Genomic DNA, 14,410 nt, shown 5'->3' on the forward strand with positions numbered 1-14,410 from the left:
GTGGCGGTCATTGGTCTGTTTATTTGAAGTATTCTACTCCGTTTTTGAATATATTGTGGTAATTCGCGGTCGGTATATTTTTCATGAGGCCTTCTGCAAAACGCTCAGGATGTCCCATTCTTCCGTAAATCTTTCCGCAAGGGCTGGTAACTCCTTCAATTCCGAATAATGAGTTATTTGGATTGAATGGCATTCCATGGGCAATGTTTCCATCAAGATCAATGTATTGAGTCGCGATCTGTCCGTTTTCGTAAAGCTTTTTGATTTCCTCTTCGGAAGCCATGAAACGACCTTCACCGTGAGAAATCGGAATGGTGAATACCTGATCTTTCATTCCTTTTAACCAAGGACTTTCATCATTGATTACTTTCACGTTGACCATCTGGGAAATATGTCTTCTGATGGCATTATGAGCCAATGTCGGAGAGTTTTCATCCAGATCTTTGATTCTTCCGTAAGGTAACAGACCTGATTTAACCAAAGCCTGAAAACCGTTACAGATTCCGATGATCATGCCGTCTCTGTCCAGTAATTCGTGAACAGCGTTTCTCATCTTTTCGTTTTTCAACACATTAACGATGAATTTTGCAGAACCATCCGGCTCATCACCTGCTGAGAAACCTCCTGAGAAGGCCAGAATCTGAGATGTTCTGATCTCTTCTACCCATGCATCGATGCTTTCGTCCAGCAACTGGTGGCTGATATTTTTCAATGGAAGACTGCTGGTGACAGCGCCTTCTTTCTGGAATGCATTCAAGGTGTCATACTCACAGTTGGTTCCCGGGAATACAGGAGCAAATACTTTCGGACTGGCAATTCCATGCTTTTTGATAATGATATTTCGTGGGTTGATCGAGTTTGATTTTTCATCGATTTCAACCGTAATTTTTTCTTTTTCCTGCGTTGGGAAAAGGTTTTCAAATGTTCCGGTATTAGCAGCTACAAGATCTAAGATTGAAGATTCAAGACCGTTTATCGCCAAGATACCCGAATCTTTTACTTCACCGATCTGCTGTAGAGAAGTATGACTCAACTCTTCTTTTGATTCGATGATTAAGCTTCCGATCTTTTTAGCTAACAAAACATGTTCGTCAACCGTGATCTCTGCTCCCAACCTGTTTCCAAAGCTCATTTTGGCTAAAGCTACTGCTACCCCACCTTCTTTAATGGTTTTTACAGAAACGATTTTTCCGGCTTTGATATTTTCAAAAATAAATTCGAAAATTCCTTTTAAGCTTGCGTAGTCCGGAAGACCATTTTCCTGCGGAGTATGGTTGAAGAAGTAGACTTTATTTCCAGCCTGTTTGAATTCAGGGGAAATTACATTTTTCTTTTCTCCGTTGGCACATGCAAATGAGATCAAGGTAGGCGGAACGTTCAGATCCTGATAAGTGCCACTCATGGAGTCTTTTCCTCCAATCGCAGCAAGACCAAGATTGATCTGAGCATCATAAGCTCCTAAAAGAGAAGCTAAAGGTTTGCCCCACTTTTCAGCATTCTGACCCAGTTTTTCAAAATATTCCTGGAAGGTTAATCTGATATTTCTGTAATCGCCACCCATCGCAACGATCTTAGCGACACTTTCTACAACTGCATAAGAAGCTCCCAACAGTGAATTCTGCTTTGAAATTCCGGTATCAAATCCCCAGCTCGCAAAGGAAACCGTTTCAATATCTTTTGCTCCTAAAATGGGTAATGTCTGAGCACTTCCTTCCATTAGTGTCTGCTGGTATTTTCCACCCAAAGGCATCGCAACCGTAGTGGCACCTACAGAAGAGTCAAACATTTCCAACAGTCCTTTTTGTGAAGCTACATTTTTGTCGCTTAATATTTTAATGAAGTTCTCTTTTGTAAAAGATACAGTTTCTTCTTTTACTTCTTCAAGGTGAGTAATTTTCACCTCCTGAGTTTTGGAGCATCCGTTGGTATCTAAGAATTCTCTTGAAAGGTCAACGATTTTATCCCCTTTCCAGAACATCTGCATTCTTCCTGAATCTGTTACTTTTGCTACTTCTACAGCAACAATATTTTCATCCTGACAGAATTTAATAAACTGTTCTTTATCTTTTGGATCAACTACTACAGCCATTCTTTCCTGAGATTCAGAAATAGCCAGCTCGGTTCCGTTTAATCCTTCATATTTTAAAGGTAAAACATCCAGGTTTACTTCTAAAGAATCTGCAATTTCACCAATCGCTACAGAAACTCCTCCTGCTCCGAAGTCATTTGATTTCTTGATCAGTTTCGTTACTTCAGGATTTCTGAAGAGTCTCTGGATTTTACGTTCTTCAACGGCATTTCCTTTCTGAACTTCAGTAGACATGGTGTGGATACTGTTTTCATCCTGTACTTTTGAACTTCCGCTCGCACCGCCAACACCGTCACGACCTGTTGCCCCTCCCAAAATAATGATGGAATCTCCATTTTCAGGTTTGTCACGTCTTACCCAATCTACAGGAACGGCTCCGGTAACGAATCCTACTTCCATTCTCTTGGCTTTATAGCCTTCGTCATAGATTTCAGAAACCATAGTAGTGGCTAAACCAATCTGGTTACCATAAGATGAATATCCGTTGGCAGCCTGTTTGGTGATGGTCTTCTGAGGAAGTTTCCCCGGCAGAGTTTTGTCTACAGACTCTAAAACATCAGCAGCCCCTGTTAATCTCATTGCCTGGAATACAAAGGATCTTCCGGACAAAGGATCTCTGATCGCTCCTCCCAAACAGGTGGAGGCCCCTCCGAAAGGTTCAATTTCCGTTGGGTGATTATGGGTTTCATTTTTAAATAATAAATACCACGGTTCTTTTTTACCATCGTATTCAGCTTCGATCTGGATGGTACATGCATTGATCTCGTCTGAAATCACAAGGTTCTCCAGATTCCCTGTTTTATGGAAATATTTACCGCACACCGTTGCCAGATCCATTAGAGAGATCGGCTTCAATTCACGGCCTAAGAATTTTCTTTTTTCGATATAGTCACTGAAAATAGTTTCCAATGTCTGTTTGAATGCTCCTTCAAACCGGATATCTGACAATTCTGTTTCAAAAGTGGTGTGACGGCAGTGGTCACTCCAATAGGTGTCTAAAACTTTCAGTTCCGTTTCGGTAGGATTTCTCTTTTCAGTTTTAAAGTATTCCTGAATGAATTTAAGGTCATCCAATCCCAGCGCAAAACCGTGATCATTATAGAAATTTTCAAGTTCAGCATCACCGAAACTGATGAAATTTTCGTGGATCAAAACTTTTGTAGGAATTTCATCGGCAGGAATGTTTAAGATGGAAAGATCTTTTTCCTGAGATTCCACTTTATTGATCAGAAGGTCTTTGATTTTTACAAGGTCTCTCTCAGAAATGCCTTCAAACTGAATCAGTTTTCCGCTTCTTACTTTGGACTTTTCATTTTCCGTGAGTAAAGCGATGCACTGCTGTGCAGAATCTGCCCGCTGATCATACTGGCCGGGAAGAAATTCCATGGCAAACCAGATCTCCTCTCCAGGATTTTCTGTGTGTAAAATATCAGTCACAGGATCTACGAAAGTGCTGTTGACCACTTTTTCGAACTCTCCATCATTCAGTCCGAAAATATCATACACATTATACACTTTCACATTTTTGACCGCCGGAACGACTGCTTTTACTTCATCAAAAATTTTTGGACTTTCAACATCGAAAATACCTCTTTTTTCTACGAAAATTCTTTTGTTATTAGACATTAGATGTCAGATTTTAAATATTAGATTTATTACTTTCTTTTTACTTTTTTAGAACCTATAACGGTCCTTTATCTTTTAAAACTTCAAGGTCAGATTATTATCATCTGTTCCGTCTGTATTGGAAGCATTTCCTGATGCATTGATCCAGTCTTCTCCGTTTAAAACCAATTTAAAGGAATAGGTTTTCCCTTTTTCAAAACGGGATTTCGGAATTTCCAACTCGAAGCGGTTATCTTCTTTCTTCGTTAACTGATAATTCTTATTGTCGGTCTTCCAGTCATTGAAAGATCCTGCAACAGAAGCGCTATTGATCAGTTTTGAGTTTAAATTTTTTGGATGGGTATAGGTAAACACTACATTCTCTCCTTTCAGATAATATCCTTCTGTTTTCTTTTTGCCTGGTGTTATAGTCAGATCGTTCGCTAATCTGGCAGCTGAATTATAAAGAGCTGGAAACGTATCTGGTCCGCTGATATTGACGATTAAGCAAATCCCCATATTCAGCTCAGGATAGATCATAAACCAGGTCTGATCTCCAAATGCTCCACCATGCTTATATCCCATTTTACCATGCTCGCTAAGACCAAAGCCATCCCAGAAATAGCCGTACCAATCTCCTTTGCTATTATTGATATTTCTTTGAGATTCCTGAACAACTGAATTTTTTGAATCCAGTTCGTACTTTAAAAACTTCACCATATCTCCCATGGTCGATTTGGTTTTTGACCCGCCTGCACCCCATAAATAGCTTATGGATTTTGGCATCAGACGTCCGCTTGAATGATACCCATTCGATAAAACTTCACCTTTACCCAACTCCAGTTTGGTTTGATCCATTCCTGCTTTTGACAAGATGTTTTCATAAAGCAGCATTTCATAGCTTTTCCCATATATATTTTCCAGCATAAGACCTGTCAACTCAAGACTTAAGTTGCTGTAAGCATATTTAGTTCCGGGTATCGTATCCAGTTTTACTTTCTGAAGATCCTGCTTAAAATGATCTTTTGTATAATTTTCTCCTAATGTATTGTATTGAAAAGGAGTTTCGCCTGACATTGTTTTCCTAATTTCGGTGTCATCAGGCAGATTGCGCGGCAATGCGGTTTTGTAGGAAATCAAATCTTTAATTTTAATAGAAGTTCCATTGTATTCTAAGTTAGGATAGGATTCTTTCAGATACTTACGGATATCATCTTCAAGATTAATTTTATTTTCCAAAACAGCCTGAGCCAACAATTGTCCGGTAAAAAGCTTGGTCACCGATGCTATTTCAAAATAGGTATTGTCATCTGCTTTATTTCCCTTTCCTTTATCTATTTCTCCGTAATGTTTTGTATACACTTTACCATCTTTCACTATTCCGACCGATACGGAATAAGCGCCCGATTTTTCTTTTAATTTTTGTGCAGTTTTTTCCATGATGGAATACATCTCTTTCTGACTTTGCGAGAAGCTTTTTGCAGACACAAGAATCAATAAAAAAATCGAAAGGTTCTTCATGGGCTATTGTTATTTTACAAATTTATTAGGATTGTCAGGACGTTCTTTCTGAAACTGTTCCGCTTCTTTTATTTCATTCTTCAGCCATTCTTCGTAAGGAACTTTTTCACCATAATCCATGGTATACTTTTCTTTACCCTCTTCTGAAACCAGAAATTTAAACCGATCACACATCGTAAGATCCATCCCTACAGCATAGGTGTTAATCTGATAATAAGGAAAATTCTCTTTGGGCCTTTCCACGATTTCAAAAATTAATTTCTTCTCAGCCTCAGACATTTCAGGATAAACATTGATATAATACAATCCTGAAAGTGTTTTATTCTGCTTTTCAAAAAACTGAAGAATGTTCTTCTCTTTTTCATTGTAGTGAAAAGGATTCGGATAGTATTTCCCCTGAATTTCTTTGTCTTTATCAGATGATTTTACAATGGGCTTCACCGTCTCGCCTTTGGTATTCATTACTCCCCATGTTCCACCAACAATTCCTTTATGTTCATCTTCTGTTTTCTCCCAGTCACAGCCATCACAAAACAATGCATAACCGTATTCGAAATATGAAACAAAATCATGTTTTGGTTCTATGGCGATTTTCCCATTCCGGTCAGCAAAACCTACTTTCCCATTCTTAACGAATCTTCTGAGTCCTTCTTTGAAATAATCTGCTCCATTGTCATAAAAAAACGGTCTGTAAAGAAAGTTTCCTTTTCTATCATACACATAGCCCCATGCATTTTTCTCTTTGGTTTCTCCTTTTTTAGAACCGTCGAAATAGATGGTTTCTTCTTTCACCAAATCGCCGTCCTGAAGATCCGAATAGATCTTAAACTGGGCGGGAACAATAATTTTCCCGTCCTGATCTTTTACGCCTGCCAAGGTATCTTTTGAGATAAAATACTTTAAAACCTCTTTCTTCTGGGAAAAAGAAAGGATGGGGATCATGGCAATGAGTAAAAGAGTTTTTTTCATACTGGCTAAAATAAAAAATGCAGCCCAAAAAGGCTGCATAAGCTTTATACTTTAAGATCAGCCTCCAATCCTATCAGGTCTTTATTCTGATCCAGAATCGGCTGGACTTCATTCGCAATGAACTCCTCTGTCTGAATAGGGGCAAAACCGATAAAGTTTTTAGGATCTAAAACTTCTTTTAATTTTGATTTATCTAGTTTTAAAGAATCATCATTTAAGATTCTTTCAATCAGGTCATTTTCTTTTCCTTCTTCTTTCACTTTCTTGGAAGCTTCCATAGAGTGAACTCTGATGACTTCATGAATTTCCTGGCGGTCACCACCAGCTTTCACTTCTTCCATGATGATGTATTCTGTTGCCATGAAAGGAAGCTCTTCTTCGATATGTTTGTTGATTCTGTTCGGATATACAACGATTCCGTTCATTATGTTGTTCCAGATTAAAAGAATCGCATCAACGGCAAGGAATGCCTGAGGAATCGTCAGTCTCTTGTTCGCAGAGTCATCCAGTGTTCTTTCAAACCACTGGGTAGACGCTACCATTGCTGAACTGGTCGTCAGAGACATTACATATTTTGCCAAAGCTCCGATTCTTTCACTTCTCATTGGATTACGCTTGTACGCCATAGCAGATGAACCGATCTGGTTTTTTTCGAATGGCTCTTCAATTTCCTTAAGATTTTGAAGAAGACGTAAATCGTTGGTGAATTTATGAGCAGACTGAGCAATATTTCCTAATAAAGCAACGACTTTAGCGTCGATTTTTCTGTCATACGTCTGACCTGAAACGCCAAATACTTTCTCGAAACCGAATCTTTTTGAAAGTTCTTTATCCAAGTGTTTTACTTTTGAATAATCACCGTTGAAAAGCTCAAGGAAACTTGCCGCAGTACCAGTAGTTCCTTTTACTCCTCTGAAACGAAGGGTTTCTAAGAAGAAATCCAGTTCTTCGATATCAAGAACCAAACTCTGTAGCCAAAGGGTCGCTCTTTTTCCTACAGTTGTCAGCTGAGCCGGCTGGAAATGAGTAAATCCTAAGGTTGGAAGATCTTTATACTGAATGGAGAAATCTGCTAAACTTTTCATGACGTTCACCAGCTTTTTCTTCAAGATTAAAAGCCCGTCACGGATCTGAATAAGGTCGGTATTGTCTCCTACAAAAGCCGAAGTAGCTCCCAAGTGGATAATTCCTTTTGCTGAAGGCGCCACATCACCGTATGTGTGAACGTGAGCCATTACATCATGACGGAATTTTTTTTCATACTCAGCCGCTTTATCGTAATCGATGTTTTCGGCATTGGCTTTCAGCTCGGCAATTTGCTCTTCTGTAATATCAAGACCAAGATCTTTTTCAATTTCAGCTAAAGCTATCCAAAGCTTTCTCCAGGTACGGAATTTGTTATTATGTGAGAAATTAAACAACATTTCTTCACTGGAATAGCGCTCTTCCAATGGATTTTTGTAGGAATTCATTCTTTCTTTTACTTTTAGATGTACAAAAATAAGGATTTTCGGTGAGAGATGAAAATTGTAACGGGTGTTTTAAGCATAGGTTTAAGGCAATTTTATTTTCTGCATCGGTAAACGTGTAAAAGCCTTTTTCCAATGATTGTATTTCTCTCGTCAATTGTGTTGATAAACACGGATCTTCTTTGGTGTCATTGAGATTTCCTGAAAAGGACTAATTTTGCGGATTCATTTTTAAACCATAATAATTCATCAATCCCATGGGCTTACAGAAACTGGAAATAAAGAAAAACATCCAAAAAGAAGAGGATAAGAATTTGTCTTTCCGCATTTTTGATCTGGACAGAGAAAAGCTTGGGGAATACCTGCAGCCCCACAAAAAAGATCACTTCTGTATTATTGTCATGGAAACCGGCCATCTTGAGGTTCATATTGAAGAAAAAACACATCATCTTAAGCCGGGAAAGATCTCTGTGATTTTCCCTGAACAGGTTCAGTTTATCTCAAATCCGGGTGAGGATTTAAAAGGGAAAATTATTTTGTTTGAAGAAATACTTTTCTGCTCTGATATTCTGAAAAATGAACTGAGTACTTATAATGTGAATCTTTCGACGCAGCTTAACTGCACGATCCTTTCTCCGAAAGATTTTGAGAGAAGTAAGAATCTTTTGGAAATCATCCAGGATATTTACATGAACCCGAGTCTTATCAAAAAAGAACAGGCCCGTTTTTATATTAAAATTTTCCTTTTGGGTCTCATTGAGTCTATTCACGGACTGCATCCGGTACTGTACAAGGAAACTACGGATAAGCCTTTGTATGTGCGCTTTAAAAAATATCTTAATCAACATTATAAAGAGCAGCGAACGGTTCAGTATTATGCTGAAAAATTAGCCATTACACCTAAAAAACTCAATTCCATCACCAAGAAACATTGTGGAGAAACGGCCATTCATGCGATTCATAACCGTATTCTGATGGAGATTAAAAGACAGCTTTTATTCTCAGACCTTACGCATAAAGAGATTGCATTTGATCTTGGTTTCAATTCTCCTTCTGCCCTCAATAAGTTTGTAAAATCAAAATTAAAAGAGACTCCAACAGAACTTCAGCAGGAGTTGGCGCAAATGTATAACGGATAGTCTCATTTGTATAGCATCATGCGTTCCGGCTTCTCTAATTTTGCATCATTATAAGAAAAAGAAAAATGAGTAAATTATTTATTGCAGGAGAAGTTTTCCATGGTCCTGGAAGTCTTGAAGAGTTAAAAAATATTAAAGGTAAAAAAGCGGTTATCGTAACCGGAGGGGGTTCTATGAGAAAAAGCGGAACGCTTGACAGGGCGATTGCTTTTTTAACTGAGGCAGGAATAGAAACTAAAGTTTTTGACGGTGTGGAAGAGGACCCTTCATCTGCAACAAGCCTTAAAGGCGCTGAAGTCATGAGTACTTTTGAACCGGACTGGATCATCGGGCTGGGAGGATGTTCTGCGATCGATGCCGCAAAAATTATGTGGGTATTCTATGAATTCCCTGATACGGATTTTGATTCATTAATCAAGCCTTTCTCTGTCCCTGTATTGAGAAATAAAGCTAAATTTATCGCAATCCCTTCTACCAGCGGAACGGGAACTGAAACTACAGGATTAGCAGTGATTACAGACCGTGAAAAGGGAGTAAAATATCCTATCGTTTCTTATGAACTGACTCCGGATATTGCTATTGTAGATGGTGAAATATGTGCTTCAATGCCAGCTGATATTACGTCTAATACAGGTTTAGATGCATTGACCCATTGTGTGGAAGCTTATGTTTCGAATATCGAAAATAACTATGCAGATGCATTGGCTAAAGGGGGTCTAGAAATTGTGTTTGACAATCTGAAAGAAGCTGTGAATAATCCAACTAATATTAAAGCGCGTCAGAATATGCATGATGCCTCTTTTATGGCAGGTTTAGCGTTTAATAATGCATGGTTGGGAATTGTTCATTCCCTGTCTCATCAGGTAGGTGCATTGTACGGCATTCCTCATGGAGCTTCCAATGCTATTTTCTTGCCTAATGTGATCCGTTTCAACGCACAGGCTACCGACCGTTTCCCTGATCTGGCCAAAATAATTGGCAAGGAAACCGCAGAAGATCTGGCTCAGGCTATTGAAGCATTGCGATCTGAAGTGAATAACCTTTCATCGCTGAAGGATTTTGGAATTTCAAGAGAAGATTGGGATAAAAACCTGGATTACATCGCCAACAATGCATTAATTGATCCTTGTACAGGTTTCAATCCGCGTGTACCGACACTTGAGGATCTGAAAATTATCTACAATGCCTGTTATGAAGGCCTTGTATATGCTGAAGAAACCGTTCTTGGCTAATATTCTGTTTTTAACAGCAACTATTTGTCATTGGGTATAGATAAAAGACCATTCACAGGAGTGGTCTTTTGTATATCGTTATTAATTTTTCAACGAAAGGTGATTTTATTTGAATTTATTTTTTAATTTAGTAAAAACATGAAGCTTGAAAAGCTTACGAACTAAAACAACAAATCAAAACCAAACGTACTATGAAAAATTTAAAAAAATTAACTCCATCTGATTTAAAAATAATTTCAGGAGGCTGGGTTCCGCCACAGGGAGGGAGATGTCCGGATGGAACTTGCCAGTACACTGAAAACGGTCCGTGCAGAATTTATAATGCTGATAAGTGTTATTAATGCTGATAAGTGTTATTAATGCTGATTTGAATCTTATTCAGATTATCGAAAATCACAAAGATAAAGCCGCTCTTCCGAACGGCTTTATTTTTTTTCAGTGAATAACTTGAAGCATCAGAAAATGATCTTTACGTTATCCGGACCAAAAGCTACCGGCTACAACTCAAGTCCGCAGCTAGATCCTACAGGAATACATTTTTTTACAAATGAACATCAGAAATATCCGGCTAAACACATAGGAATACCACCCTGAACTGTTTTCAATTCTTGTTTTGAAAGTTTTTTTAGATTTTTCATATCGTCTTTTTTTGATCTTTCCTACTCTATAAGCTTTTCGGATTCTGCTATGATTTGGTGATACTAATATACATTTTTTAATTTAATCCTAATTTTATTTATGATTAAGAAAAATCAACACAGGATCATTAAATTGCTATTAAAGCCCAAAAAAGCCGCTCTTACGAAACAACTTTTTATACCAGGAACCGGGATTTACTGATAAATCACAACATCATCTTTTTTAATCTGATACCCTGTTTTTTTGTACGGAACTAAAACATACGTTTCTCTAATATGGCTACCACTTTTCCAGATTTTGCTTTTTCCTTCTCTGTCAAGGATAATGCTTTTTGCATTGTCATAAGGAATGAAAATTTCAGCCTTTTTCATGTTTTTACTAAAAATAACAGCGGTCATAGATGTGGAACTTTTATCTGAACCTACTTCTTTTAATTTGATTTTTTGTGCGGAGACCTTTACGCAAACATTCCTGATCTGTGAATAGGTATAACCTGCCGAGCCTATACAGCCGTGAACATCTCTATCACCTCCCAGAACAGGAGTTTTCTGTTGGGTAAAGGCTAAACAACTGAAGAACATTGCGCCTAATAAAATAGTTTTTCTCATAGTAAAATAGTAATGGTTTGAGTTGTATAAAAATATAACAGCAACAAGGGTATTAGCTGACCTAAGATACAAAAAAACAAGCTTATTTTAAGCTGCTTATCTGCATATTATTTTAACCCTTTCTGATTTTTGAGGTGGCCTTTTCAAGACGTAATTCTAAAAACAAAGAGACCACCTTAACAGGCAGTCTCTATGGTATGTATAAAATTTGTAATTATTGATAAATGACAACATTGTCTTTTTTAAGCTGATATCCGTCTTTCTTAAAAGGAACTAATAGATAGCCATCCTTTTTCCATGCTTTACCTTTTCCCAATCTTGTAAGAATCAAGCTTTCCCCATCTGTATCCGGCACGAAAACTTCAGCTTTTTTCATGTCTTTGCTGAAAATTACGGCAGCCATTGAAGTGGAACTTCCTTTTGGAGCAACTTCTGTTAATTTAATCTTCTGTTCAAAAACCCTTACACAATCTTTTTTGATCTGGGAATAGGTATACCCCGCTGAACCGATACATCCATGGGCATCTCTGTCTCCTCCTACCGTCTGTGCGAAAGCAAAAGATCCCAGAAACATTGCGCTAAGTACAATTGTTTTTTTCATAATTATTATCTTAAAGTTACAAATGTGCTATTAAAAATCATGCCAAAAGAGGAAAAAAGCCACTCAAAAGAATGGCTTTGCTTATTATTATTATTATTATTATTATTATTATTATTATTATTATTATTATTATTATTATTATTATTATTTAGTCCAGTTGATTTTTGAATGTTGTACATCATCAGAATTGGTTCCGATCATGATATCAAATTCTCCCGGTTCCCAGTCAAATTTCAATTCTCCGTTGTAGAATTTCAAGCTTTCCGGAGTAATATCGAAGGTTATTTTCTTTGATTCTCCTTTTTTAAGGAATACTTTCTGGAAGCCTTTCAGTTCTTTTACAGGTCTGGTGATACTTCCCACCATATCTCTGATGTAAAGCTGTACTACTTCTGCACCGTCATAGTTTCCGCTATTCGTTACCGTCACTGTAGCCTGAACGGTTTGATTTCCTTTTGGATTCGGATTGGAAACAGACATTCCTGAATAGGCAAATTTAGAATAACTCAAACCATATCCAAATGGATATAACGGTGTGTTACATTCATCCATATAATTGGAACGGAATCTTTCATATACGCATTTATCTACTTTATCCTGGCTCAGCGGACGTCCTGTATTTTTTGCATTATAATAGATCGGTACCTGCCCAAGGCTTCTTGGGAATGTCATCGGAAGCTTTCCGGAAGGGTTTACTTTTCCAAATAAAACATCTGAAATCGCATTTCCAGCTTCTGAGCCTGCAAACCATGCATTGACAATAGCATCAGGGGTATCTTTTACGTTGGTTAAAGCTAGTGGACGACCTGTAAAAAGAACCATAGCAATAGGTTTTCCTGTCTTTTTCAACTCATTTAATAAGTCTACCTGAGACTGAGGAATGGTGATCTCTGTTCTTGAAGAAGATTCTCCACTCATTTCTGCAGATTCTCCGATCGCAAGAACGATAACATCTGCTTTGTTAGCAATATCAACAGCTTCTTTCAACAGTTGCTCTTTGGAACGGCTGTCTCTGTCTGTTTTTTTACCGTGAGCGGCATAAATCTCTTCTAATTTTGCATCGTAATCAATGTTTGCTCCTTTTGCTGAAAGGAATTTCACTTCTTTTCCGTAATTGGCCTGAAGACCCTGCATCAGAGATATTGAGGAGGCATGTTTGGTGGCAACACTCCATGTTCCAGCCATGTTCATTGAGTTATTTACCAACGGTCCGATCACCGCTACTGTTCCGGATTTTTTCAACGGAAGCACCTGATTTTCATTTTTCAGTAAAACCATTGACTGGGCTGCTGCACTTCTTGCGATGTTTCGGTTTTCCATATTGTAAACCTCTTTTGCTGCCAGTTTTGCATCTCCGTAGCGGTAAGGATCGTCGAATAATCCAAGATCGTACTTCGCTTCCAGAATTCTTCTGGCTGCGCTATCGATTTCTGCCTGGGTTACTTTTCCTTCATCAAGCGATTTTTTAAGAGTGGTCAGGAATCCCTCTCCAACCATATCCATATCAACTCCGGCTTTCAGAGCTAGAGCAGATACCTGCTGAAGATCTCCCATTCCATGTTCAATCATCTCATTGATTCCTGTATAATCGGTAACAACGAAACCTTTGAAGTTCCACATTTTTCTCAGAACATCGGTCTGAAGCCATTTACTTCCGGTTGCCGGAACTCCGTCCACTTCATTAAAAGAAGCCATCACAGAAGCTACTCCTGCATCTACTGCAGCTTTATAAGGTGGAAAATATTCGTTGAACATTCTTACGTGGCTCATATCTACCGTATTGTAATCACGGCCTGCCTCTCCTGCTCCATATAAGGCAAAATGCTTTACACACGCTAAAATGGTATTGCCTACGGAAAGGTCTTTCCCCTGATATCCGTACACCATATTTTTAGAAATTTCACTTCCTAAGTACGGGTCTTCTCCGGAACCTTCAGATACTCTCCCCCATCTTGGCTCGCGGGAAATATCCACCATTGGCGAAAATGTCCAGTTGATCCCGTCTGAAGAAGCTTCCTTCGCAGCCACTCTTGCAGACTGCTGTACCAGATTCATATCCCATGAAGCAGCCAGTCCCAATGGAATCGGGAAGGTGGTTTCGTAACCGTGGATGACATCCATCCCGAAGATCAAAGGAATTTTCAGACGGCTTTTTTCTACGGCCACTTTCTGAACTGCTTTAATCTTCTCAGCGCCTTTTATATTGAATAATCCTCCTACTAATCCTTGCTCTACTTTCTTTCCGATATCCGAACTTTGAGCCAGTCCAGTTGTAAAATCTCCGGAGGTTGGCAGATTGAGCTGACCGATCTTTTCATCTAAAGTCATTTTAGACAAAAGGTTTTCTACAAAAGCTTTTCTTTTCGCCTGATATTGTGCTGTCTGGAAAGACTGCACCGGCTTGGTTACCATTTCCTGTGCGGAAAAGACCGGCGAAAGCGCTAAAGCTGCGAGTACAATTAACTTTTTCATAAATCTATCTTCTTAAATTATAGTTCTAATTTTATTTTTGTTTTAACGGGAGGCGTTAACCCTTTT

11 protein-coding genes are annotated in these 14,410 nt (G+C 38.4%); 3 read left to right on the plus strand and 8 right to left on the minus strand.

Annotated elements, in window-relative coordinates; genetic code table 11:
* Positions 1 to 19: 19 nt before the first annotated feature.
* The 4 genes from BUC06_RS17340 to purB all read right to left on the minus strand — a co-directional run bounded on the left by BUC06_RS17340 (position 20) and on the right by purB (position 7,656).
* Positions 20 to 3,715, minus strand: coding sequence for a phosphoribosylformylglycinamidine synthase (locus BUC06_RS17340; protein ID WP_073335275.1), 3,696 nt, complete (start codon positions 3,713 to 3,715; stop codon positions 20 to 22).
* 75 nt (positions 3,716 to 3,790) lie between these two features.
* A complete protein-coding gene (locus BUC06_RS17345; RefSeq protein WP_073335276.1) occupies positions 3,791 to 5,215 on the minus strand; it encodes a serine hydrolase in 1,425 nt (474 codons plus the stop codon).
* A gap of 9 nt (positions 5,216 to 5,224) precedes the next feature.
* Positions 5,225 to 6,184 carry a WG repeat-containing protein gene (locus BUC06_RS17350; protein WP_073335357.1) on the minus strand — a complete coding sequence of 320 codons (960 nt, stop codon included), beginning with the start codon at positions 6,182 to 6,184 and terminating at the stop codon, positions 5,225 to 5,227.
* 44 nt (positions 6,185 to 6,228) lie between these two features.
* Positions 6,229 to 7,656, minus strand: a complete 1,428-nt coding sequence (gene purB / locus BUC06_RS17355) for an adenylosuccinate lyase (protein WP_073335277.1) — start codon at positions 7,654 to 7,656, stop codon at positions 6,229 to 6,231.
* Positions 7,657 to 7,910: 254 nt separating this feature from the next.
* Between purB and BUC06_RS17360 the strand changes: the two genes are divergently transcribed.
* The 3 genes from BUC06_RS17360 (at position 7,911) to BUC06_RS23890 (ending at position 10,365) form a co-directional block, all read left to right on the plus strand.
* Positions 7,911 to 8,792 carry an AraC family transcriptional regulator gene (locus BUC06_RS17360; protein ID WP_073335278.1) on the plus strand — a complete coding sequence of 294 codons (882 nt, stop codon included), beginning with the start codon at positions 7,911 to 7,913 and terminating at the stop codon, positions 8,790 to 8,792.
* 65 nt (positions 8,793 to 8,857) lie between these two features.
* A complete protein-coding gene (locus BUC06_RS17365; RefSeq protein ID WP_073335279.1) occupies positions 8,858 to 10,024 on the plus strand; it encodes an iron-containing alcohol dehydrogenase in 1,167 nt (388 codons plus the stop codon).
* Positions 10,025 to 10,215: 191 nt separating this feature from the next.
* Entirely contained in the window at positions 10,216 to 10,365 is a 150-nt protein-coding gene (locus BUC06_RS23890) for a hypothetical protein (protein ID WP_164466194.1), read from the plus strand.
* A 213-nt stretch (positions 10,366 to 10,578) separates the two neighbouring features.
* Here the strand turns inward: BUC06_RS23890 and BUC06_RS24505 are convergent, their stop codons facing one another.
* From BUC06_RS24505 to bglX, 4 genes are all read right to left on the minus strand, one after another.
* Positions 10,579 to 10,662: a bacteriocin-like protein gene (locus BUC06_RS24505; RefSeq protein ID WP_139263386.1), complete on the minus strand. Its 84-nt coding sequence runs from the start codon at positions 10,660 to 10,662 to the stop codon at positions 10,579 to 10,581.
* A gap of 195 nt (positions 10,663 to 10,857) precedes the next feature.
* Positions 10,858 to 11,271, minus strand: a complete 414-nt coding sequence (locus BUC06_RS17370) for a hypothetical protein (protein ID WP_073335280.1) — start codon at positions 11,269 to 11,271, stop codon at positions 10,858 to 10,860.
* Between the two features lie 214 nt (positions 11,272 to 11,485).
* Positions 11,486 to 11,872, minus strand: a complete 387-nt coding sequence (locus BUC06_RS17375) for a hypothetical protein (protein WP_073335281.1) — start codon at positions 11,870 to 11,872, stop codon at positions 11,486 to 11,488.
* 144 nt (positions 11,873 to 12,016) lie between these two features.
* Positions 12,017 to 14,344, minus strand: a complete 2,328-nt coding sequence (bglX, locus tag BUC06_RS17380) for a beta-glucosidase BglX (protein ID WP_073335282.1) — start codon at positions 14,342 to 14,344, stop codon at positions 12,017 to 12,019.
* Between the last annotated feature and the right edge of the window lie 66 nt (positions 14,345 to 14,410).

It is taken from the genome of Chryseobacterium carnipullorum, assembly GCF_900142785.1.
GTDB classification, from domain to species: Bacteria; Bacteroidota; Bacteroidia; order Flavobacteriales; family Weeksellaceae; genus Chryseobacterium; species Chryseobacterium carnipullorum.

Bases quoted from the DNA above. Each gene is read 5' to 3' on its own strand.
- BUC06_RS17360 (WP_073335278.1), top strand. From the start codon at position 7,911: ATGGGCTTACAGAAACTGGAAATAAAGAAAAACATCCAAAAAGAAGAG.
- bglX (WP_073335282.1), bottom strand. From the start codon at position 14,344: ATGAAAAAGTTAATTGTACTCGCAGCTTTAGCGCTTTCGCCGGTCTTT.
- BUC06_RS17340 (WP_073335275.1), bottom strand. From the start codon at position 3,715: ATGTCTAATAACAAAAGAATTTTCGTAGAAAAAAGAGGTATTTTCGAT.
- BUC06_RS17365 (WP_073335279.1), top strand. From the start codon at position 8,858: ATGAGTAAATTATTTATTGCAGGAGAAGTTTTCCATGGTCCTGGAAGT.
- BUC06_RS17345 (WP_073335276.1), bottom strand. From the start codon at position 5,215: ATGAAGAACCTTTCGATTTTTTTATTGATTCTTGTGTCTGCAAAAAGC.
- BUC06_RS24505 (WP_139263386.1), bottom strand. From the start codon at position 10,662: ATGAAAAATCTAAAAAAACTTTCAAAACAAGAATTGAAAACAGTTCAG.
- BUC06_RS17375 (WP_073335281.1), bottom strand. From the start codon at position 11,872: ATGAAAAAAACAATTGTACTTAGCGCAATGTTTCTGGGATCTTTTGCT.
- BUC06_RS17350 (WP_073335357.1), bottom strand. From the start codon at position 6,184: ATGAAAAAAACTCTTTTACTCATTGCCATGATCCCCATCCTTTCTTTT.
- purB (WP_073335277.1), bottom strand. From the start codon at position 7,656: ATGAATTCCTACAAAAATCCATTGGAAGAGCGCTATTCCAGTGAAGAA.
- BUC06_RS17370 (WP_073335280.1), bottom strand. From the start codon at position 11,271: ATGAGAAAAACTATTTTATTAGGCGCAATGTTCTTCAGTTGTTTAGCC.
- BUC06_RS23890 (WP_164466194.1), top strand. From the start codon at position 10,216: ATGAAAAATTTAAAAAAATTAACTCCATCTGATTTAAAAATAATTTCA.